Annotated in this window: 23 protein-coding genes; 17 read left to right on the forward strand and 6 right to left on the reverse strand. The window is 58.8% G+C overall.

Annotation, left to right across the window (positions count from 1 at the left end; all coding sequences use genetic code 11):
• Window positions 1–556: 556 nt before the first annotated feature.
• Both NI20_RS0100205 and NI20_RS0100210 read left to right on the forward strand, forming a co-directional pair.
• The gene (locus NI20_RS0100205; RefSeq protein WP_033119452.1) at window positions 557–1102 is read left to right on the forward strand and encodes a biotin transporter BioY; all 546 of its coding nucleotides are present in this window, start codon (window positions 557–559) and stop codon (window positions 1100–1102) included.
• Between the two features lie 123 nt (window positions 1103–1225).
• Window positions 1226–1813 carry an NADH peroxidase gene (locus tag NI20_RS0100210; RefSeq protein WP_033119453.1) on the forward strand — a complete coding sequence of 196 codons (588 nt, stop codon included), beginning with the start codon at window positions 1226–1228 and terminating at the stop codon, window positions 1811–1813.
• Window positions 1814–2035: 222 nt separating this feature from the next.
• On the opposite strand, the gene NI20_RS0100215 is transcribed toward NI20_RS0100210, so the two are convergent.
• On the reverse strand, window positions 2036–2245 hold the full coding sequence (locus NI20_RS0100215) for a hypothetical protein (protein ID WP_033119454.1): 210 nt from the start codon (window positions 2243–2245) through the stop codon (window positions 2036–2038).
• Window positions 2246–2723: 478 nt separating this feature from the next.
• Between NI20_RS0100215 and NI20_RS13915 the strand changes: the two genes are divergently transcribed.
• The 6 genes from NI20_RS13915 (at window position 2724) to nrdR (ending at window position 6518) form a co-directional block, all read left to right on the forward strand.
• Window positions 2724–3308 (forward strand): hypothetical protein, encoded by a 585-nt coding sequence (locus NI20_RS13915; RefSeq protein WP_052084310.1) that lies wholly within the window; start codon window positions 2724–2726, stop codon window positions 3306–3308.
• 38 nt (window positions 3309–3346) lie between these two features.
• Window positions 3347–4513 (forward strand): alanine racemase, encoded by a 1167-nt coding sequence (alr, locus tag NI20_RS0100225; RefSeq protein ID WP_033119455.1) that lies wholly within the window; start codon window positions 3347–3349, stop codon window positions 4511–4513.
• A gap of 161 nt (window positions 4514–4674) precedes the next feature.
• Window positions 4675–5040 carry a type II toxin-antitoxin system PemK/MazF family toxin gene (locus NI20_RS0100230; protein ID WP_369699378.1) on the forward strand — a complete coding sequence of 122 codons (366 nt, stop codon included), beginning with the start codon at window positions 4675–4677 and terminating at the stop codon, window positions 5038–5040.
• A gap of 55 nt (window positions 5041–5095) precedes the next feature.
• A complete protein-coding gene (locus NI20_RS0100235; RefSeq protein ID WP_033119456.1) occupies window positions 5096–5656 on the forward strand; it encodes a hypothetical protein in 561 nt (186 codons plus the stop codon).
• A gap of 78 nt (window positions 5657–5734) precedes the next feature.
• Entirely contained in the window at window positions 5735–5980 is a 246-nt protein-coding gene (locus NI20_RS0100240) for a hypothetical protein (RefSeq protein ID WP_033119457.1), read from the forward strand.
• 82 nt (window positions 5981–6062) lie between these two features.
• On the forward strand, window positions 6063–6518 hold the full coding sequence (gene nrdR, locus NI20_RS0100245) for a transcriptional regulator NrdR (protein ID WP_033119458.1): 456 nt from the start codon (window positions 6063–6065) through the stop codon (window positions 6516–6518).
• Window position 6519: 1 nt separating this feature from the next.
• Here nrdR and NI20_RS0100250 read toward each other — a convergent pair whose 3' ends face one another.
• Complete coding sequence (locus NI20_RS0100250) at window positions 6520–6903, reverse strand: DUF4363 family protein (RefSeq protein WP_052084311.1); 384 nt, start codon at window positions 6901–6903, stop codon at window positions 6520–6522.
• The gene (locus NI20_RS0100255; RefSeq protein WP_033119459.1) at window positions 6900–7583 is read right to left on the reverse strand and encodes a DUF421 domain-containing protein; all 684 of its coding nucleotides are present in this window, start codon (window positions 7581–7583) and stop codon (window positions 6900–6902) included. Before NI20_RS0100255 ends, NI20_RS0100250 begins: the two co-directional genes overlap by 4 nt.
• Before the next feature lie 375 nt (window positions 7584–7958).
• On the opposite strand from NI20_RS0100255, the gene glmS reads away from it, so the two are divergent.
• Window positions 7959–9803: a glutamine--fructose-6-phosphate transaminase (isomerizing) gene (glmS, locus tag NI20_RS0100260; protein WP_033119460.1), complete on the forward strand. Its 1845-nt coding sequence runs from the start codon at window positions 7959–7961 to the stop codon at window positions 9801–9803.
• 633 nt (window positions 9804–10436) lie between these two features.
• Here the strand turns inward: glmS and NI20_RS0100265 are convergent.
• Both NI20_RS0100265 and NI20_RS0100270 read right to left on the reverse strand, forming a co-directional pair.
• Window positions 10437–11114, reverse strand: coding sequence for a hypothetical protein (locus NI20_RS0100265; RefSeq protein WP_033119461.1), 678 nt, complete (start codon window positions 11112–11114; stop codon window positions 10437–10439).
• Between the two features lie 140 nt (window positions 11115–11254).
• On the reverse strand, window positions 11255–11746 hold the full coding sequence (locus NI20_RS0100270) for a small multi-drug export protein (protein ID WP_033119462.1): 492 nt from the start codon (window positions 11744–11746) through the stop codon (window positions 11255–11257).
• A 570-nt stretch (window positions 11747–12316) separates the two neighbouring features.
• Between NI20_RS0100270 and infC the strand changes: the two genes are divergently transcribed.
• The 4 genes from infC to xerC all read left to right on the forward strand — a co-directional run bounded on the left by infC (window position 12317) and on the right by xerC (window position 14121).
• Window positions 12317–12823, forward strand: a complete 507-nt coding sequence (gene infC / locus NI20_RS0100275) for a translation initiation factor IF-3 (protein ID WP_033119463.1) — start codon at window positions 12317–12319, stop codon at window positions 12821–12823.
• Window positions 12824–12862: 39 nt separating this feature from the next.
• Window positions 12863–13060: a 50S ribosomal protein L35 gene (gene rpmI / locus NI20_RS0100280; RefSeq protein WP_033119464.1), complete on the forward strand. Its 198-nt coding sequence runs from the start codon at window positions 12863–12865 to the stop codon at window positions 13058–13060.
• 35 nt (window positions 13061–13095) lie between these two features.
• The gene (gene rplT, locus NI20_RS0100285; protein ID WP_033119465.1) at window positions 13096–13446 is read left to right on the forward strand and encodes a 50S ribosomal protein L20; all 351 of its coding nucleotides are present in this window, start codon (window positions 13096–13098) and stop codon (window positions 13444–13446) included.
• A 330-nt stretch (window positions 13447–13776) separates the two neighbouring features.
• Window positions 13777–14121 (forward strand): tyrosine recombinase XerC, encoded by a 345-nt coding sequence (xerC, locus tag NI20_RS15910; RefSeq protein WP_369699380.1) that lies wholly within the window; start codon window positions 13777–13779, stop codon window positions 14119–14121.
• A 3-nt stretch (window positions 14122–14124) separates the two neighbouring features.
• Here xerC and NI20_RS0100295 read toward each other — a convergent pair whose 3' ends face one another.
• The gene (locus NI20_RS0100295; RefSeq protein WP_033119467.1) at window positions 14125–15057 is read right to left on the reverse strand and encodes a nucleoside recognition domain-containing protein; all 933 of its coding nucleotides are present in this window, start codon (window positions 15055–15057) and stop codon (window positions 14125–14127) included.
• Window positions 15058–15173: 116 nt separating this feature from the next.
• Between NI20_RS0100295 and NI20_RS0100300 the strand changes: the two genes are divergently transcribed.
• Genes NI20_RS0100300 through ybeY form a run of 4 tightly spaced genes read left to right on the forward strand, consistent with a single transcriptional unit; the run spans window position 15174 to window position 18193 of the window.
• Window positions 15174–15458 carry a YabP/YqfC family sporulation protein gene (locus NI20_RS0100300; protein ID WP_033119468.1) on the forward strand — a complete coding sequence of 95 codons (285 nt, stop codon included), beginning with the start codon at window positions 15174–15176 and terminating at the stop codon, window positions 15456–15458.
• A gap of 7 nt (window positions 15459–15465) precedes the next feature.
• The gene (locus NI20_RS0100305) at window positions 15466–16677 is read left to right on the forward strand and encodes a sporulation protein YqfD (RefSeq protein WP_033119469.1); all 1212 of its coding nucleotides are present in this window, start codon (window positions 15466–15468) and stop codon (window positions 16675–16677) included.
• A 53-nt stretch (window positions 16678–16730) separates the two neighbouring features.
• Entirely contained in the window at window positions 16731–17702 is a 972-nt protein-coding gene (locus tag NI20_RS0100310) for a PhoH family protein (RefSeq protein WP_033119470.1), read from the forward strand.
• Window positions 17702–18193 (forward strand): rRNA maturation RNase YbeY, encoded by a 492-nt coding sequence (ybeY, locus tag NI20_RS0100315; protein ID WP_033119471.1) that lies wholly within the window; start codon window positions 17702–17704, stop codon window positions 18191–18193. The genes NI20_RS0100310 and ybeY overlap by 1 nt, the downstream gene beginning before the upstream one ends.
• Window positions 18194–18817: the final 624 nt, after the last annotated feature.

Raw genomic sequence — 18817 nt, forward strand, 5'->3', positions numbered from 1 at the left:
TCCCTGCGATTCGAAACATTCAGCAACCGCGCCTTACTATCGTGAGGCGCGAGTGACGATTGCTTGGCGGCAGACTGCTTGCCGAATGCGGCTTTGCTGCGCTCGCCGCATTGATTAGCACTCTGGTAGACGGAAATTAGTTTGCACTTCTACAAGATGGGCAGAGCGGCACCCGCAAGGGGTGTACCGCATCCGTAAGGCGGCAAAGCCGCCAACGGCTGCGCAACAGCGGATAGTAGGAGCAGAGGCAAATCGTATAGCAACGCTAAACGCGGCTCCGCCGCGCGCAGGCATTCCCATTCCGGAGGCATAGGAGTCATTCAAGTCCGAGACTGCCAATCTAATCCCTTTCTCTTGGGGGGTGTAAGGGGGGGCATTCTCTTTCCGCGGAAAGAGAATGGCCCCCCTTCATTCGTGCAGCGACGTAGGCGCTGCGATTTTGATTTTGTGCAAGAAAAATTGCAAACTTGTAAACCTTTATGAAATTTATAGGTTGACAATAGGCGGGCGTCATGTTATGATGAGCCCAGTTTTTTTGAGAAAAGGGAGAATCACCATGAAAAACATCAAAACAAGAGACCTGATCTACTGTGCACTGTTCGCCGCGCTGACGGCTATCGGCGCGTTCCTGCACTTCCAGCTTTTCCAGGCGACGATCACGCTGCAGTTCTTCTTCACGGCGATGGCCGGCCTGCTTCTGGGCGCGAAGCTCGGCGCGCTGTCGCAGCTTCTCTACGTGGCGCTCGGCCTTGTCGGCGTGCCCATCTTCGCGGCGGGCGGCGGCTTTGGCTATATCTTTAACCCCACGTTCGGTTTCCTGCTGGGCCTGATCCCCACGGCGTGGGTCATCGGCAAGATCGCGGAAAAGGACCGCTCCGTGCCGCGCCTTCTGCTTGCGTGCTTTGCCGGTCTTGCGGTGCTGTACCTTGTGGGCCTTCCCTATATCGCGCTGATCGTCAACGTCTACAAGGGCGGCAATGTGAGCGGGATGACGCTCGCCACGGCCTACATGCTGCCCTATCTTCCCGGCGACTGCCTCAAGATCGTCGTGAGTGTGATCCTCGCGCCTCGCATCCTGAAGGCCATGGAGCGCAATTCATAAAAAATTCATCAAAATGTTGCATTTGCAACTTCTATAAAGCCGGTAAAGTGTGGTAGACTAACGCCAATGAAAGGCAAGCAAAACAATTCACATTTCAAGATAAACTTTATGGAGGTAGCAATTATGAAAAAGTGGCTTTGCAAGGTTTGCGGTTATATCTATGAAGGCCCCGAGGCTCCTGCGGAGTGCCCCGTGTGCCACGCCAAGAGCAACATGTTCGAAGAGGTCAAGGGTGAGCTCAAGCTCGCTGCCGAGCACGAGTTCGGCGTTTACGGCAAGACCGTGAAGAACAACCCCGACATCTCCGAAGAGGATAAGAAGTATATCTTTGACCAGTTGATGGCCAACTTCAACGGCGAGTGCAGCGAAGTCGGCATGTACCTCTGCATGGCGCGCGTTGCGCACCGCGAGGGCTATCCCGAGATCGGCCTGTACTGGGAGAAGGCCGCCTATGAAGAGGCGGAGCACGCCGCGAAGTTCGCCGAGATGCTCGGCTCCGACCTCGAGCCCAACATGAAGGCAAGCACGAAGGACAACCTCAAGTGGCGCGTCGACTGCGAGTTCGGCGCCACCGCTGGCAAGTTTGACCTCGCCCTGTGCGCGAAGAAGAACGGCCTCGACGCCATCCACGACACCGTCCACGAGATGGCCCGCGACGAGGCCCGTCATGGCAAGGCCCTCAAGGGTTTACTTGAAAGATATTTCAAGTAAGCCGAATCCCCTTACAAATCAAGCGATTTTCGAGAGGAAGCTGAGAAATCAGCTTCCTCTTTTTTGCACCGCGGGAGAGCGGGGAGTGGAAGCTTTGTGGAAGTTAAGATGAAAATTCACTCGCTGAAAAGCCAATGTGGAAGTCTGCCGTGTGGATGTTGCTATGATACACCTTTGCGTGTTCGCGAAACAAGATGTTTGAACTATATTAAACATCTTTTCTCATCTTTCAGCATCCAAGAGCAAGAATGAAGAAGTGCGAGCATCATTAAACAACTTTGAAACGAAAAGAAGCAGAATTAAATTAGAAAACATCAAGTGATCTACCAATTTTAGGTAGATCACTTCCTTTCTTTTTCCGCAAACAGAAATAGTATAGCGGAAACCCCAACCGCCGTCTTTCAACTTGTAAATACCCGTTTCATTAGCCATAGCAAAGCCCTCCTGTGGAAGTTTTTTGGAAGACTTCCACAGCCTTGCGACTTGAATGAGAGTGAAAAAATAAATAGATAAATCCCGCAAAGCCTTGATATTCCTAAACTCCCCATAGGACGCGAAGCGGCCTGCCAGTGCGGCGAGCACCGATGGCCCGCGACGAGGCCCGTCATGGCAAGGCCCTCAAGGGTCTGCTGGAGCGTTACTTCAAGTAAGCCGAATCCCCTTACAAATCAAGCGATTTTCGAGAGGAAGCTGAGAAATCAGCTTCCTCTTTTTTGCGTTCCGCGGGAAGTGTGGTGTGCAACTCTATGTGCAAAATATTTTTTCGGGGATGGCACAGAACCGGCAGATGTGCAACTGCGAAAAGTGCAGCCTTGCCGGTAGGATATGCCTTTGACTGTCTGTGCTCTGAAAAGCTGGAATGCTGCGGCATGCGCGCGCATAGAGATAACGGACGAAGGGGGATGGAGATATGAAAAAGATATGGCCCGCAGTGCTTTGCTTACTTTTTTTGTGCTCCTGCGGCAAGGAGATCGACCGCGCGGAGGCGATGCAGGAGCAGTACAAAAACTTGACGTCCTACGAAACGGACGTGCGCGTCAGTGTGCCGCGCGGGGACGAGACGCTTGTCTATGCCCTGCACCTGAGCGCGCAGGGCGACGCCGTGCGCGCGACCGTCAGCGAGCCGGAGGAGCTCACGGGCGTCGGCGCGGTGCTTGAGGGCGACAAGCTGACGCTGACGTTCGACGATCTGGTGCTGGACGTGGGCACGCTCTCGCCGCGCGTTTCGGCGCTTTCCTGCGTGCCGCTCGTGCTGCAAAACTTCCCGAAAGTGTATCTCGACAGCTCGGGTGCGGAAACACTCGGGGACGTCGATACGCTGCGTGCCGATTTTTCGCTGACGCTCAGCGGCGAAACGCTCGCCTGCTCGCTCTGGCTCGACGCCTCCGGCGCGCCGGTGTACACCGAGATCGCGGAAAATGACAAAATTATTGCTGCGGCGGAGTTTACGAATTTTATTTTTGGTGATATACTATCGCCAGACGCAGCGCAATAGCGCGCGTCGAAACTGAAAGCAAAAGGGTGGAAGCGTCTATGGAAAACACGCTCAAGAGGACCTGGGCGGAGATCGACCTTGACCATCTGACCCATAATTTCGAGGTCATCCGCCGCCACGTCGGCGATAAGGTGAAGCTGCTCGGCGTCGTCAAGGCAGACGGCTATGGCCACGGTGCGGTGGAGATCGCCAAGCGGCTCGAGCAGCTCGGCGCGGGCTATCTCGCCGTGTCGAACATCGACGAATGCGAGGAGCTGCGCGACAGCGGCGTGACGCTGCCGATCTTAATGCTGGGCTTCACGCCCGCGGATCAGACGGCGCGCATTTTGCAGCTGCACATGACGCAGGCGGTGCAGAGCTACGACATCGCAAAGGAATTTTCCGACCGCGCCATCGCGCTGGGCGGGAAGATGACCGTGCACGTCAAGCTCGACACCGGCATGGGCCGCCTCGGCTTTTCGTGCGACGAGGCGCACTTTGACGCGAGTCTGCGCGACATTCTGCGTGTGCTCGAACTGCCGGGACTCGACATCGAGGGAGTGTTCACGCACTTCAGCGTGTCGGACGAGGACACGGAGGAGAGCGTCGAATTTACGAAATTGCAGCATGAGCGCTTCGCGCGCATGATCGAAAAGGTGGAGACGCAAAGCGGCTTCCGCTTCCAGCTCCACCACTGCTGCAATGCCGGCGGCATTGCAAGCTACCCCGAATGGGCGTGGGATATGGTTCGCTGCGGCATCATCCTCTACGGCTCGGGAGACTTGGCCGAAAAGATGGGCATGCAGCCCGTCATGTCGCTCAAAACGCGCGTGGCGACGATCAAGGACTTCGCTGCGGGCGAGCCCATCAGCTACGGGCGCACATACTTTACGCAGCGGCCCAGCCGCATTGCGGTCCTGCCCATCGGCTACGCCGACGGCCTGCACCGCGCGCTCTCGAATCAGATCGAAGTGCTCACGCCCTATGGCCGCGCCAAGCAGGTCGGGCGCATCTGCATGGATATGTGCATGATCGACGTGACCGACCTCCCGCAGGTGAAGTCCGGCGACGAGGTCGAGATCTTCGGCGAGCACATCCTCTGCGCGGACGACGCCGCGCTCTGCGATACCATCCCCTATGAGCTGATGTGCGCGGTCAGCAAGCGTGTGCCGCGCGTCTATCGCTTAAACGGCGTGTCCGTCGACAAGAATTTGCAGCCGCTTTAAGAAAAGCACGCGGCATCTGTCCTCAGCATACGATGGACTGGGGGCAGAAAGACGGGGAAAGTTGCGAGCCCCCGTATAAATTCCGCCCCCGCGTGGGAGAATGAAATTGGCCCCTGACAAAGGCAAGGGTACTTTCTTCCGCTCGGAGTGTGAATAGCTAAGTGGATATCAATGTGAAACGCGGCGATATTTATTACGCCGATCTCTCGCCCGTGGTCGGAAGCGAACAGGGCGGCGTGCGTCCGGTGCTCATCGTGCAGAACGACACCGGTAACCGCTACAGCCCCACGGTGATCGCGGCGGCCATCACCTCGCAGACGAACAAGGCGAAGCTGCCGACGCATATCGCGCTCTCCGCGCCGGACTACGGCCTGCCGCGCGACAGCGTGGTGCTGCTCGAGCAGATCCGCACGCTCGACAAGCGGCGCCTGCGCGAGCGCATGGGGCGCGTGGACGGCGAGCTGATGGAGCGCATCGACGCGGCCATCGCCGTGAGCTTCGGCCTGCAAAACACACAGTTGGTCTAACCCCTCCGGCGCGTACGGAAAGAGTGCGCGCCGGGGAGAAAATGAGGAATACAGCATGAAAAAGAGAAACAACGCCTTTGCCCGTCTGGTGGGACTGCTTTTGGTGAGCGCAACGGTGCTAACGCTGACCGTCGCCGCGACTGGCGGCGCGGGCACGAGCAGCGACCCGCTCGTGACGCTGAGCTACTTAAACGAAAAATTCCTGCCGCAGATCCTTTCCGAGGTGGACAAGAAGACCGCCTCGCGCGAACAGACGCTCTCAAGTAAGCTCACCGAGCAGGTGAAGAGCGAGACGCAGGCTTTCGAGCAGAAGTACGGTGCGTCGAGCGGTAATACTTCCGGCGGCACGGCGATGAGCTTTACGGTCATCACGCTGAATCAGGGGCAAATTCTGTACATGGGCGTCGGCTGCGAGGCGATGCTGCGCACGGGCAGCGGCGTGTGCGTGGCGGCGAGCACCCCGGGGCTCATCGACGAGACGTCGGGCGCGGCGCTCGCGGGCGGCCTTGGCCTGCAGCAGAACCACCTTTACATGGCGACGGTCGACAGCCGAGGCGTGCAGGCGAGCGCGAACAGCACAAAGCTGCTCGTACGTGGCAATTACAGCGTGCAGTAAAATCCCTACATAAAGAAAAGAGCTTGTGCATAGAAATAGCACAGGCTCTTTATTTTGTGCCGACAGGAGGGGAGAGCGGTGGGGGACTGGAAAGCATTGCCGCGCGGCTCGTTTTTCCGTTCGGCGCGGCTCGACTGTGCGCTCTCACTGTTATCCGGCGCGATGGTACGCGAGGAGAAAAGCGGAAAACTGTTGGCGCTGCCGTACAGCGAGAACGCGCCGTTCCCGCTGGCGGAGCTCTTCTGCCTTGCCCGCATCGGGACGGTCGGCGGGAGAAAGTGCGTCATCTACCGCGTGGATGAGAAAAATTCGCCCATCCTGTGAAAAAATGCAAATTATGTCTACCATCCCGAAAGAAAGTATGCTATACTCTCTCTGACTAAGATGAGAAAAGAGGTTCTGCACGATGAAATGCCCCTATTGCGGATACAAAGAGAGCAAGGTCATTGATTCCCGCCCTGCCGAAGAGGGCAGCAGCATCCGCCGCCGGCGCGAGTGCCTCTCGTGTGCCAAGCGCTTCACCACCTATGAAACGGTGGAGAGCCTGCCGATGGTCGTCATCAAAAAGGACGGCAGCCGCCAGAGCTTTGACAAGCGCAAGGTCTTGAACGGCATGATCCGCGCATGCGAAAAGCGCCCCGTGCCCTTTGAGGTGCTCGAGCAGAAGGCGGACGAGATCGAGCAGACGCTGCAGAACTCTCTGGAGCGCGAGGTCAGCACCGAGTATATCGGCGAGCTCGTTATGGACAAGCTGCGCGCCGTGGACGAGGTGGCCTACGTGCGCTTTGCCTCGGTCTACCGCCAGTTCAAGGACATCGACACGTTTATGAAGGAACTCAACAAGCTGCTCGAGGGCAAGTGAGCTATAAAATGTTCTGAATCGAAATTTCCTGCATTTCCGACAGCACCAAAAGCTGCGATTTGAGCTCCGCGACACACGCGCGAAATTCGCCCTCGTCCTGCTCGAAGGCGAAGCTGTCCGCGCGGGCAAGCAGGGATTCGACCTCGTTGAGCTCGTCGTGCTGCAAAATGATGTGGAAATACGTCGCGTGCGCGTCCCAGCTTTCGTGAAGCGCGGAGAGATCATCGCGCACGCTGTCCCAGTTCTCCGCCTGCGCGGTGTCCTGCAATTTGTCGAGCGCTGCGCACCAGTCTGTGACTAAGCCGTCGGCGACGGCGGCATTCAAGAGCGCCGCGCCAAAGAGCGCGAGCAGCAGGCAGAACGGGATCCAGAAAAATCGCTTCATTTGGCACTGTCCTTTCCGATGCACAGAATTTTGCCCGCGCCGTCGAGCGAGAGCAGAAAGATCTCCGACGGGGCGTGGTAGCCCTGCGCGCGCACGGTTTTGTCGAGCCATGCGCTGTCTAAACCCGCGAGCGAAAGGTTTTCACCCAGTACCCGCCCGTCGTTGATGAAGATATGCGGGAGGAAGGTGTCGTCCTTGACGGGCTTTCCCAACTGCTTCGGCGTTGCGGGCTGCTCGTCGGGATAGAGGAGGACAGAGAGCTGCCCGTCGGTTTCGAGCACCGCGTATTTGACGCTTGTGAGGTCCGTCACGCCCTGCGATCTGAGCTCTTCGATGAGCTCATCGAGCGTGAAGCGGTTGTGGCGCATTGCGTCCTGCTGCACCTTGCCATCTAAAATGAGCGCCGTCGGGCTGCCGCAGATCAGCCGCCTCAGGCGGATGGAGCGCACGCTCCCCCACGAGAGCAGCATCGAGAGCAACAAGAGCGTCACGATCGGGATGACGCCGTTTAAAAGCGGGATGCCGAAATCCTGCATCGGCACGGCGGCAAGGTCCGAAATGAGCAGCGTGAGCACGAGCTCGATGGGCTCGAGCTCGCCGATTTGCCGCTTGCCGAGAAGGCGCAGCCCGACCATGATGAGAAAATAGAGCACGATCGTGCGGATAAAAGCAGTAGCCATAGTCATCCTCCCTTTTTGGGAGTTTGCCCCGCGGAGGGGCGAAATAACCGCTTTCATCCGGAGAAGTCTGGTTGAAATACATCAAAATCGCAGAAGTGAAAGGAGTTCATGGAGTTACTCCATCATAAGCGCCAGCGCCCGCCTTTGGCGGGACGACGAGGTGGGAAGAGGATCGAAATTTCGGCGGATGCTTCCCCGTGCCCGTGGGCGCGCACACAGCCGACAAACATGCGGGCGACCGCAGAACAAAGGGGCTGTGACCACGGGAAAAGCGACAAATGACTGCGCATTTGTCCTTTTGACGAAGCGGCCTTGCGCCGCAAAGGGGCATTTCTGCCCATTTTTCAAAAATCATCAAAAGGAGAATGTTATCATATGTGCGGAATCGTTGGATTCATTGGTCAGGAACAGGCGGCCCCCATCCTGCTGGACGGGCTCGCGCATCTGGAATACCGCGGGTATGACTCCGCGGGCGTGGCCGTCATCTCGGCGCAGGGAAAGCTGCAGGTCGAAAAAGCGGTGGGCCGGCTCAAGGTCCTCAGCGAACAGATCCACGGCGGCGCGGACCTCGAGGGCTGCATCGGCCTTGGTCACACCCGCTGGGCGACGCACGGCGCGCCGAACATCATCAACTCTCACCCCCACGTGAGCGAAAACGGCAAGTTTGCCGTCATCCACAACGGCATCATCGAAAACTACGTCGAGATCAAGGAATTTCTGATCGGTCAGGGCATCCAGTTCAAGTCCGAGACCGATACTGAGGTCGTGGCGCAGCTGCTGGAATTCTACTACAACGAGTGTCACGACTTTTTAGAGGCCGTGGGCCGCGTGCTGCGCCGCATCGAGGGCGCCTACGCCCTCGGTATGCTCTGCGCCGACTGCCCGGACCGCATCATCGCCGCGCGCAAGGATGCGCCGCTGCTGCTCGGCTACGGCAAGGGCTGCAACTTCCTCGCCTCCGACGTGACGGCCATCATCAAGCACACGCGCGATGTCGCCTACATGGAAGACGGCGAGGTCGCCGTGCTGACGCGCGAGGGCATCGAGGTCTACGACGCGCTGGAGCAGAAGGTCGAAAAGAAGCACTTTACCATCGACTGGGAGGTCTCCGCCGCGGAAAAGGGCGGCTACCAGCACTTCATGCTCAAGGAGATCATGGAGCAGCCCGAGGCGCTGCGCCGCGCGATCTCCCCGCGCATCAAGGACGGCAGGGTCATCTTCGACGATCTCAAGCTCCCCGTTGAGAAGATGCGTGAATTTACCCGCATTTTCATTGTGGCCTGCGGCTCTTCGTACCATGTCGGCATGATCGGCAAGTACAATCTTGAGCATCTGCTGCGCCGCAATGTCGAGGTCGTGCTCGCGTCCGAATTCCGCTACAGCGACCCCATCGTGGACGATAAGTCGCTCGTCATTGTCATCTCCCAGTCGGGCGAAACGCTCGATACCATGGCCGCGCTGCGCGAGGCGAAAAAGCGCGGCGGCTACATCCTCTCCATCGTCAACGTGGTCGGCTCGTCCATCGCGCGTGAGTCGGATGACGTGCTCTACACCTGGGCGGGCCCCGAGATCGCCGTTGCGACGACAAAGGCCTATTCTACGCAGCTCGCAGTGCTCGACATGATCGGTCTTGCGTTTGGCGAGGTGCTTGGCACAGTGAAAAAGGAGGAGTACAACGAGGCGGTCGCAGAGCTTCAGAAGCTGCCGGAGAAGATGGAGCAGTTCCTCGCGAGCGAGAGCTGCGAGGCCATCCCCAAGTACGCTTCCCAGTATTTCAACCACAATTCTGTCTTCTTCATCGGCCGCAACCTCGACTATGCGCTCGGACTCGAGGGCTCGCTCAAGCTCAAGGAGATCAGCTACATCCACTCCGAAGCCTACGCCTCCGGCGAGCTCAAGCACGGCACGATCTCGCTCATCGAGGACGGCACGCTCGTCATCGCGCTCGGCACCTACGCCCCGCTTTTCGACAAGGCCATGAGCAACGTGGTCGAGGTCAAGGCCCGCGGCGCGGACGTTCTCGCGCTTGCGACCGAGAGCCACCGCGGCGAAATGGCAAAGACTGTCGAAAACGTCATCACCATCCCCGATACGGCGCAGATGCTGCTGCCGTCGCTCGGTGTCGTGCCGCTGCAGCTGCTGGCGTATTATATCGCGCTCCAGCGCGGGTGTGATATTGATAAGCCTCGCAATCTTGCGAAATCTGTCACTGTTGAATAAAAAGGGAGCACCCGAAAGGGTGCTTCTTTTTTTGCGCCCGCAGGGCGCACTCTATTATCCCCCACACCGTGTGGGGGACGCGGGAAAGGGGGATATTCTCTTTCTCGAAAGAGAATATCCCCCTTACACCCCCAAGAGAAAGGACGAGGGGAGCCCCCCCTCGACCCCCAACATTGGCAGTTTGCAGCTTGAATAACTGCACGCGCTGCGCAGTGTGGGTGCGGTGTACATGGCTGCGCCATGAATCCCTGCGATTCGGCACCGATTGCAACTGCGCCTTACTATCGTGAGGCGCGAGTGACGTTTGTCTGGCGACAGACTGGCGGCATTGCTGACGCTCGCCGCATTGTGGAGACTGGCGATAGACGGGAATTACTGCGCACTTCTACAAGATCAGCAGAGCGGCAGCGGATAGTAGGAGCAAATCAAATCGTATAGCAACACCCAACGCGGCAACGCCGCGCGCAGGGAAGTGCAATCGGCAAGCGCCGCATCTCTTCGAGCTGCTCGCTTGCAATGGCGGGGTCAAGGGGCAGAGCCCCTTGCGTTCTCTTGGGGGTCTAAGGGGGCCATTCTCTCACGTGAGAGAATGGCCCCCTTTATTCGCCCCCCCTGCGCAGCGCAGGGAAATATTTACCCCGCCAGTGCGGCGTTCACCGCATCGACAGAAAATTCCGTCCACGCGAGATCGTCTTTGGCGGCTTGCTCGTCAAGAAACGCGCTGTACGCAGCTTCATCAATGCTCTCGCCATTCAGCGTGTAAACAGCATTTCCATCACTGCCTTCGGACATGGAGGCGAAGTCCTCATAGACCAGTACGCCATTTTCAAAGCGGGCGCGGGATGCGCCGTTGTCGAAGGCACCGTTCGACCATTCGAACGTGCCGTCGGCCTTTGGTGACAAAAAGCCGCGGTAGACGACCTGGTTGGCGTAAACCACGCCGTCATGGCAGGTGAGGATGACGTATTCCTCCTCGCCGCTGTAGTCGATAGCGAGCACCAGCTCGTCTGCGCCGTCGCCGTCCAGGTCGAGCAGGGCGAAACGGGTGATCGTCCAGTCCATGTCCGAGCCGTCGACGCCCTTGGTGGCGTAGACGTCGGGCGCGCGGAACGAGGCGGTCGTCGCCTCGACGCCGGCGTTGATGAGATTCGCCGTCACGGTGACGTCGCCGGTGAAGAAGTCTTCATACAGGCTGCCCACCTGCGCGTCAGGCGGGGTGTCGTTTGCGTCCGCCTCCTTCTGCCCGCAGGCGGTCAGGAGCAGCGCGAGGGTCAGCGCGGCGGTGAGGCCGCACTGAAGATGTTTTTTCATATGGAATTCTCCTTTCCGATGTTTGCCGCACAGTCTGCGGCGATATGGATGGTAACATGACTTTAGACGAAAGTCGTTACAAAAAGGTTGCAGTTTGGAGACAAAAAGAAACAAAAAAGAGCGCCTGCGCGCTCTTTCCTTTAGAACAAAAGCGTGACCCCGTGCGTCAGCAGCGTGATGATGCAGCCCGCGATGACGACGCCGAGGAAGATGACCGGCACGGCGCGCTTTAGGCGCATGTTGAGTACGGCGGCGATCAGCGCGCCCGTCCACGCGCCGGTGCCCGGCAGCGGGATGGCGACAAAGATCAAAAGCCCCCACGTCTGATAGCGGAGGACGTCGGCGCTTTTCGCCTCGGCGCGCGCTTCGAGGTGCGAGATGAAGCCCTCAAGCTTTGGAATATGTATGCGCACCCATTGGAACAGCGGGCGGACAAATAAAATGATGAACGGCACGGGGATCATGTTGCCGACGAGCGATGCGGCAAACGCCACGGGGATCGGCAGCCCCATCGCAACGCCCGCGGGCAGGCCGCCGCGCAGCTCCACGACGGGGAGCATTGAGATGAGCATGGTGAGCAGCGTTTCGCCGAGCGGGGTTTCGTGCAGCCAGAGAGAAAGAGAGTCGAGCATGATGCGCCTTTCTGAAAATGCAAGCGGTATAATACCTCATTTTAAATAAAATGATAGCACGAAACGCTTCGCCGCGCAAGGGCCGCGGGATTAAGGTTCTATAAAGGTGCGGGGCCCCGGGTGTTCCCGGAGCCCTGCGCTCTTGAGTACAATCAGCGGTTGTTCTTGTTCTGGTTGTTCTGATTCTGGTTGCCGTTCTGGTTCTGATTGGTGTTTTCCTGATTCTGGTTCTTGTTCTGATTATTGCGCTCCTTCATGTGCTCGCCTCCTTTCACTTTTCTTGCTTGCAGACATAGTGTTGACGGGCAAAAGTAAAAATATACCGTGGGATTTTCACTTTTTCGGGCAAATTGTTGTTGACAAACCGGAAAATAGAGCATATACTACTTAAGCAAAACAAAGAAGAGCGGTGCATTCGTTCTCACCCCCAGCAAAGCGAAGGGGTCAATCGTGGAAAACAAAGCCTTCGGGCTTTTTTGTGGCATGGTACGGGTGCAGAATGTTCTGTGCTCGTTTTTTGTTTGCCAAATTCTTTATGAAAAACGGAGGTGCTTCGGTATTAGCAGCAACGTGCATCAGATCAACGAAGAGATCCGGGACAGCGAGATCCGTCTCATCAGTGCGACCGGCGAGCAGCTCGGCATCATGTCTGCCGCGCAGGCGCAGCACATCGCCGACGAGCAGGGGCTTGACTTAGTCAAGATCTCGCCGCAGGCCAAGCCGCCTGTGTGCAAGCTCATGGACTACGGCAAGTTCCGCTTTGAACAGGGCAAGCGCGAAAAGGAAGCCAGAAAGAACCAGCATGTCGTCGAGATCAAGGAAGTGCGCATGTCCCCCGGTATCGACGTGGGCGATTTTAACACCAAGCTCAAAAACGCCCAGAAATTCATTGCCGACGGCAACCGTGTCAAGGTCTCTGTCCGCTTCCGCGGCCGCGAGATGGCACACACGGACATCGGCCGCGATCTTCTTGTGCGCTTTGCAGAGTCCGTCGCCGAGGTCGCCAACCTGGATAAAGAGCCGAAAATGGAAGGCCGCAGCATGTCGATCTTCCTTTCCCCCAAGGCGGGAAAGTAACTTTGAGCGCCACAACAAATACGAAAAGGAGAAACTACTATGCCCAAGCTGAAAACCCACAGCGGTTCCAAAAAGAGATTCAATCTGACCAAGTCCGGTAAGGTCAAGGTCGCCAAGGCTTTCAAGAGCCACATCCTGACCAAGAAGCCCACCAAGCGTACGCGTCGTCTGCGTCAGGGCGGCTATGCTGACAAGACCACTGCCAGCACGATCCGCAAGATGATCCCCTACAAATAATTTACAACGATACGCTTTAAGGAGGCTTATACAATATGGCACGTGTTAAAGGCGCGATGATGACGCGCAAGAGAAGAAACAAGACCCTCAAGCTCGCCAAGGGCTACTGGGGCAACAAATCCCGCCACTTCAAGATGGCCAACGAGCAGGTCATGAAGTCCCTGACCTACGCTTATGTCGGCCGCCGCCTGAAGAAGAGAGACTTCCGCTCCCTGTGGATCACCCGTATCTCCGCAGCCTGCAAGCTCAACGGCATGAACTACTCCACGTTCATGCACGGCCTGAAGACCGCCGGCATCGAGATCAACCGCAAGATGCTCAGCGAGATGGCCATCAACGATCCCGTCGCTTTCACCAAGCTCGTCGAGATCGCGAAGAACGCCTGATTTTATTCGCTAAAAAACACCGCTGCTCATGCAGCGGTGTTTTTTTATTTTCTGCACAAAATGTAGAAAAGATCATAACGACGGAAAGAGGAAGAAACGCATGAGAAAAACGCTCAAACGGAACCTGTCGTATGACGACAGGAACCACCTTTACGATGTCTCGCTCTACTACGACGGCGAAGACGGCAGGCGCGTGCGCCGCACGCGCACCTATCCCACGATGGAGCAGGCCGAGCAGGTCATCGCCGAGTACCGCCGCGCGCAGCTGCTCGGCGGCATGAGCGCGCCCAGGGACGTTTTTGTGGAGGACTGGCTGCGCTACTCAAACGACTGCACCGCGACTGGGAAAGGCGGCGGAAGCAGGACCCTAAATATAACCCCGAGGGCTACGTCGCCGTCAACGAGGCGGGAAAGCCTTATCAGCCGGACGTTCTGTGCCAGCGCATTGCGCAGTTCATCGCCGCGCAGGGCCTCCCGCCGATCTCGCTCCACGGGCTGCGCCACAGCTTTGCGAGCGTCGCCAACAGCCAGAATGTGCCGATGTTCAGCATCTCGAAGGCGCTGGGGCACAGCTCAACATCCGTGACGAGCGCGGTGTATATGCACCTTTTCGACGACGCGGTGGCGGATGTGGTCTCGCAGGTGGCGAGCGCCATCACAGGGGCGGAGCCGTGAACGTCAGGGAAACAGAAACGGCAGCGCGGGCAGGGCAAGGAGCAGCGACAGCAGCGCTTGCAGCACCTTTCCCTTGAGATAGTACCGCGCGGAGAGGGGAGTGGCCGCGAGCACGCTGAGCGTCTGGCAGTGGACGCTCAGTCCGCCCCAGCCGAGCAGCGCCGCGCAGGCGAGAAAGCCTGCGCGCGAGCAGGGAAGCGACAGCACGCCGCTCGTGAGCTCTAAAAATCCAAGCAGCAGCGCGCAGGGGAGCGATGAGGCGAAGGCCTCCGGCAGAAAGTGCAGCAACAGCCGCGCAAGCACCGTGAAAAACACGACGAACGCGCTCACATTGAGGCATCCCGTCAGCGCGTTCTGCACCGCCGCGGGAAAGGCTGTGGAAAGATGCTGCGCTTTTGCGCTTTTGTGCGGATATGTTCCATGCGGCACCGGCGGCAACGCGCGGCAGGTGAGAAGACCTGCGCAGAGCGCCGCGGCGACGTGGATGAGATACAGCGCCGCGCCCGCGCGGCTGGACGAAAACACGCCCGCGCCGCACACGCCGAGCAGAAATCCCGGTCCCGCGTTGTTGCAGAAGGCGAGCAGCCGCTCGCCCTCTTCCTGCGAGAGCGCGCCGTTTTCCACAAGCTCGGCAGCTGTCCGTGCGCCGACGGGGTAGCCGCCGCAAAGACCCAGCGCCAGCGCGGCCGCGCCCGTACCAGAAAGACCGAACAGCGGCCGCATCAGCGGCGACAAAAGCGCAGAGAGCAGCTCCGACGCGCCGCAGGCGATGAGCAGCGACGAGAGCACGAAAAACGGAAACAGCGACGGGATAAGCGTCTGCGCGCAGAGCAGCATCGCGTCCCGCGCCGCCTGTGCGCTGACCTCCGGCAACAGCAGCAGTGCGGAAAAGCAGCACAGCACCGCCAGAAGCGGCAAACGGTCTCTTATTTTCATGCCATCACCTGACCTTCCAGACGAGTCTATGCGCGGGGCAAGCCGAACTTGCCCGCATGGGACAGGCAAATCCGCGCGAAAGGGCGCATAGGCTTTGCCCAAAGGGGAGATGGACGATGGAACGAAACGAACGGCCGCAGCGCATGCTGGCGCGCATGGCAGAGCTCTTTGACCTGCCGGCGGACATCGTGGCGGGGCTGTGCCATGTGGAGATGCTGGGCGACCGGCAGCTCTTTCTGGAGGGACACAGCGGGATCTTATCCTACGGAACAGAGCAGATCGACGTGGGGGCGGGCTCGCTCATCCTGCGCGTGCGCGGGCAGAATTTGACGCTGCGCAGCATGACCGACAGCGAGGTGCGCATCTTCGGCAAGATCGACACCGTGGAATATGTGAGATGAGGGAGCTATGCTGAAAAAAGCCGTCAAGCTGCTGCGCGGCAGTGTATGCGTGCGCGCAAAGAGCGCGTACCCCGAGCGGATGCTGAACCTCTGCTCCGCGCGGGGCATCGAATTCTGGGATGTCAGGTGGATCGACGATACGGCGCTGTCGTTCTGCGTGACACGCGGCGACCTGCGCGCGCTGCGCCGTGCCGCCGAGGGCTGCGGGGCGGAGGTATCTATCGAGCGCACGGCGGGCACGCCGTTTTTCTTTGCGCGCCTGCGCCGACGCCACGCACTGTTCGCCGGCGGCATTCTGTGTGCGGCGCTGCTGCTCGTCAACTCGCTTTTCATCTGGGATTTTGAGGTCACGGGCAACGAGACCGTCCCGACTGAGACGATTTTGCATGCCCTGCGCGAGCACGGCGTCCACCGCGGAACGTTCATCTATTCGTTCCGCTCGCAGGATATCTGCAACCGCGTTTTGCCGGAGCTCAAGGACCTCTGCTGGGTGGCGGTCAACGTGCGCGGCTGCAAGGCCTATGTGCAGGTGCGTGAGCGCGTGCGCGCACCCGAGCGGGTAAACGAGAGCGAGCCGACGAACGTCATTGCGGCAAAGCCGGGCCTTATCACCAAGGTCCGCGCGCTGGATGGGGAGAAAAGAGTCCTGCCCGGCACGAGCGTACAGCAGGGCCAGCTTTTGATCGCGGGCGTGGTGGACACGGGCGGCACAGAAAAGCCGAGCGTGACGACGCGCTTTTTAGCGGGCAAGGGCGAAGTCTGGGCACGGACATGGTACGACCTCACCGTCCGCGTGCCGCTCACGTATGAAAAGAAGGTTTACACCGGAAAAGAAAAGCGCAGCCATACCTTGATTTGGGGCGAGAATCGGTTGAAAATTGGTGCAAAAGGGAGTAGCATTTGCAATGTTGATTGTGATAAAATAAAGAATCAAACACAATGGACGCTTTTTGGCCTTTTTGCCCTGCCCGTCACATGGGAGACGGAAACGCTGCTGCCCTACGAATTGGAAATAACACCACGTTCCCGCGCCGACGCGGAGGCGCAGGGAAAAGACATGCTCGAAACGTATCTTGCCGCCCTCTTGGGGGAGACTGGCAGCGTGACGCAGCGGCGCTTTTCGACCGCTGTGGAGGGCGACACCCTCGTCGTGACGCTCTCCGCTGAGTGTGAGGAGCAGATCGGAAAAGAGGTGCCCATTGCCGTCAGTGAAGGATAACACCGTCAGCCGCGACCGGCCGGCGTCAACATTTTTTCAGGAGGAAACACAGCATGGAACAGCGCATCAGCATCGAACGCATGGAGCAGGCGGTCAATTTGTTCGGCTCATTCGATGAGAACGTGCGGCTGATCGAATCGGAATTCAAGGTCACCATTTCCAATCGCGAGGGCGAGCTGCGCGTGAACGGCGAGGTCGAGGACACGATGCTCGCCGTGAAGGCGCTCAATGCACTGCTCACGATCTCAAACCGCGGCGAACCCATCACCGAGCAGAATGTGCGCTACGTGATCTCGCTCGTGCGCGCGGGACAGGAGGACCGCATCAGCGAGCTGACGCAGGACGTCATCTGCATCAGCTCCAAGGGCCGCCCCATCAAGCCCAAGACCATCGGACAGAAAAAATACATCGAGTCCGTTTTGAAAAACACCATCACCATCGGCGTCGGCCCCGCAGGTACGGGCAAAACGTACCTCGCCGTCGCCGCGGCGGTCGCGGCGTTCCGCGAGCGCAAGGTGAACCGTATCATCCTGACGCGCCCCGCGGTCGAGGCGGGCGAGCGCCTCGGCTTCCTGCCGGGCGATCTGCAGAGCAAGGTCGACCCGTATCTGCGCCCGTTGTACGACGCGCTCTTTGATATGCTCGGCGCGGAAACGTACCAGAAGTATTTAGAGCGCGGCAACATCGAGGTCGCGCCCCTTGCCTATATGCGCGGCCGCACGCTGGACGACAGCTTCATCATTTTGGACGAGGCGCAGAACACGTCCTGCGAGCAGATGAAAATGTTTTTGACGCGCATGGGCTTTAATTCAAAAATGGTCATCACCGGCGACGTGACGCAGATCGACCTGCCGGCGGACAAGATGAGCGGCCTCAAGCAGGCCGTGCGCGTGCTCAAAGACGTGGAGGGCATCGGCATCTGCGAGCTCACGGACCAGGACGTGGTGCGCCACGTGATGGTCCAGCGCATCATCAAGGCCTACGCGGACTATGAGGCCGCGCGAAACGAAAAGAGGAAAAAGTGATGGCAAAGAGACATTATATTCCCATCACGTCGGACGTGCTCGGCGTGAGCGACAGCAAATGCGCCTTCATCCGCAAGGTCATCCGCACGGCGCTCGCCGCCGAGGGTGTGGACTTTCCCTGTGAGATCGACGTGCGGCTGACGGACGATGAGACCATCCACGAGATCAACCGCGAAATGCGCGAGGTCGATCGCGCGACGGACGTGCTGAGTTTCCCAATGTTCGAGCTTACCCCCGGCGAGCTGCCGGGTGAGGAGGACGCCGACCCCGGAACGGGCCTCGTCCCGCTCGGCGATATGGTCATCTCGCTCGAGCACGTCGCCGCGCAGGCGAAGGAATACGGCCACTCCAACCGCCGCGAGCTGGCGTACCTCGTGACGCACTCGGTGCTTCACCTTCTGGGCTACGACCATCTGGACGAAGGGCCGATGAAAGCGCAGATGCGGGAACATGAAGAGGCAATTATGAAATTGCTCGAACTCGAGCGGTGATAATTCCACACAGGTGCGGAGGGCAATGCCGCCTGCGGGCGGCAACACCACACCCCCCATTTTCTATCCCGAGAAAGAAAACGGGCGGTGTGACCGTCCAAAAGAAAGGCGTTTGCATTGCAAGCGAGCAGCTCGAAGAGCTGCAATGCTTGCCGATTGCTACTTCCTGCGCGCGGCGGAGCCGCGTTAGCATTGCAAGACGATTTGGCTTGCTCCTATTATCCGCTGTTGCGCAGCCGTTGGCGGCTCTGCTGCCTTACGGATGCGGCACACCCCTTGCGGGTGCCGCTCTGCCCATCTTGTAGAAGTGCGCAGTAATTCCCGTCTGCTGCCAGTCTCCACAATGCGGCGAGCGCAGCAATGCCGCATTCCGCACGCAGTCTGCCGCCAGACAAACGTCACACGCGCCTCACGGCAGTAAGGCGCGGTTGCAAGACGTAACGACTCGCAGAAGATTCATGGCGAAGCCATGTACACCGCACTTACATTGCGCAGCGCGTGCAGTTATTCAAGCGCCAGACCGACAATGTCGGGGGTCGAGGGGTTCTCCCCTCGCCTTTCTCTGGGGGTTCCAAAGGGGGTATTCTCTTTGGAAAGAAAATACCCCCTTTGTCCCGCGTCCCC

Source organism: Oscillibacter sp. ER4, assembly GCF_000765235.1.
In the GTDB taxonomy this organism is placed as follows: Bacteria; Bacillota; Clostridia; order Oscillospirales; family Oscillospiraceae; genus Hominicoprocola; species Hominicoprocola fusiformis.

What these genes read in the sequence shown, in the direction of transcription:
- NI20_RS0100270 (WP_033119462.1), bottom strand. Translation starts at nt 11,746, where the DNA reads ATGCTCGACTCTCTTTCTCTCTGGCTGCACGAAACCCCGCTCGGCGAA.
- rplT (WP_033119465.1), top strand. Translation starts at nt 13,096, where the DNA reads ATGGCACGTGTTAAAGGCGCGATGATGACGCGCAAGAGAAGAAACAAG.
- ybeY (WP_033119471.1), top strand. Translation starts at nt 17,702, where the DNA reads ATGGCAAAGAGACATTATATTCCCATCACGTCGGACGTGCTCGGCGTG.
- NI20_RS0100265 (WP_033119461.1), bottom strand. Translation starts at nt 11,114, where the DNA reads ATGAAAAAACATCTTCAGTGCGGCCTCACCGCCGCGCTGACCCTCGCG.
- NI20_RS0100305 (WP_033119469.1), top strand. Translation starts at nt 15,466, where the DNA reads ATGCTGAAAAAAGCCGTCAAGCTGCTGCGCGGCAGTGTATGCGTGCGC.
- NI20_RS0100250 (WP_052084311.1), bottom strand. Translation starts at nt 6,903, where the DNA reads ATGAAGCGATTTTTCTGGATCCCGTTCTGCCTGCTGCTCGCGCTCTTT.
- NI20_RS0100235 (WP_033119456.1), top strand. Translation starts at nt 5,096, where the DNA reads ATGAAAAAGAGAAACAACGCCTTTGCCCGTCTGGTGGGACTGCTTTTG.
- NI20_RS0100255 (WP_033119459.1), bottom strand. Translation starts at nt 7,583, where the DNA reads ATGGCTACTGCTTTTATCCGCACGATCGTGCTCTATTTTCTCATCATG.
- alr (WP_033119455.1), top strand. Translation starts at nt 3,347, where the DNA reads ATGGAAAACACGCTCAAGAGGACCTGGGCGGAGATCGACCTTGACCAT.
- rpmI (WP_033119464.1), top strand. Translation starts at nt 12,863, where the DNA reads ATGCCCAAGCTGAAAACCCACAGCGGTTCCAAAAAGAGATTCAATCTG.
- NI20_RS0100210 (WP_033119453.1), top strand. Translation starts at nt 1,226, where the DNA reads ATGAAAAAGTGGCTTTGCAAGGTTTGCGGTTATATCTATGAAGGCCCC.
- NI20_RS13915 (WP_052084310.1), top strand. Translation starts at nt 2,724, where the DNA reads ATGAAAAAGATATGGCCCGCAGTGCTTTGCTTACTTTTTTTGTGCTCC.
- NI20_RS0100205 (WP_033119452.1), top strand. Translation starts at nt 557, where the DNA reads ATGAAAAACATCAAAACAAGAGACCTGATCTACTGTGCACTGTTCGCC.
- NI20_RS0100300 (WP_033119468.1), top strand. Translation starts at nt 15,174, where the DNA reads ATGGAACGAAACGAACGGCCGCAGCGCATGCTGGCGCGCATGGCAGAG.
- NI20_RS0100295 (WP_033119467.1), bottom strand. Translation starts at nt 15,057, where the DNA reads ATGAAAATAAGAGACCGTTTGCCGCTTCTGGCGGTGCTGTGCTGCTTT.
- NI20_RS0100215 (WP_033119454.1), bottom strand. Translation starts at nt 2,245, where the DNA reads ATGGCTAATGAAACGGGTATTTACAAGTTGAAAGACGGCGGTTGGGGT.
- glmS (WP_033119460.1), top strand. Translation starts at nt 7,959, where the DNA reads ATGTGCGGAATCGTTGGATTCATTGGTCAGGAACAGGCGGCCCCCATC.
- NI20_RS0100310 (WP_033119470.1), top strand. Translation starts at nt 16,731, where the DNA reads ATGGAACAGCGCATCAGCATCGAACGCATGGAGCAGGCGGTCAATTTG.
- nrdR (WP_033119458.1), top strand. Translation starts at nt 6,063, where the DNA reads ATGAAATGCCCCTATTGCGGATACAAAGAGAGCAAGGTCATTGATTCC.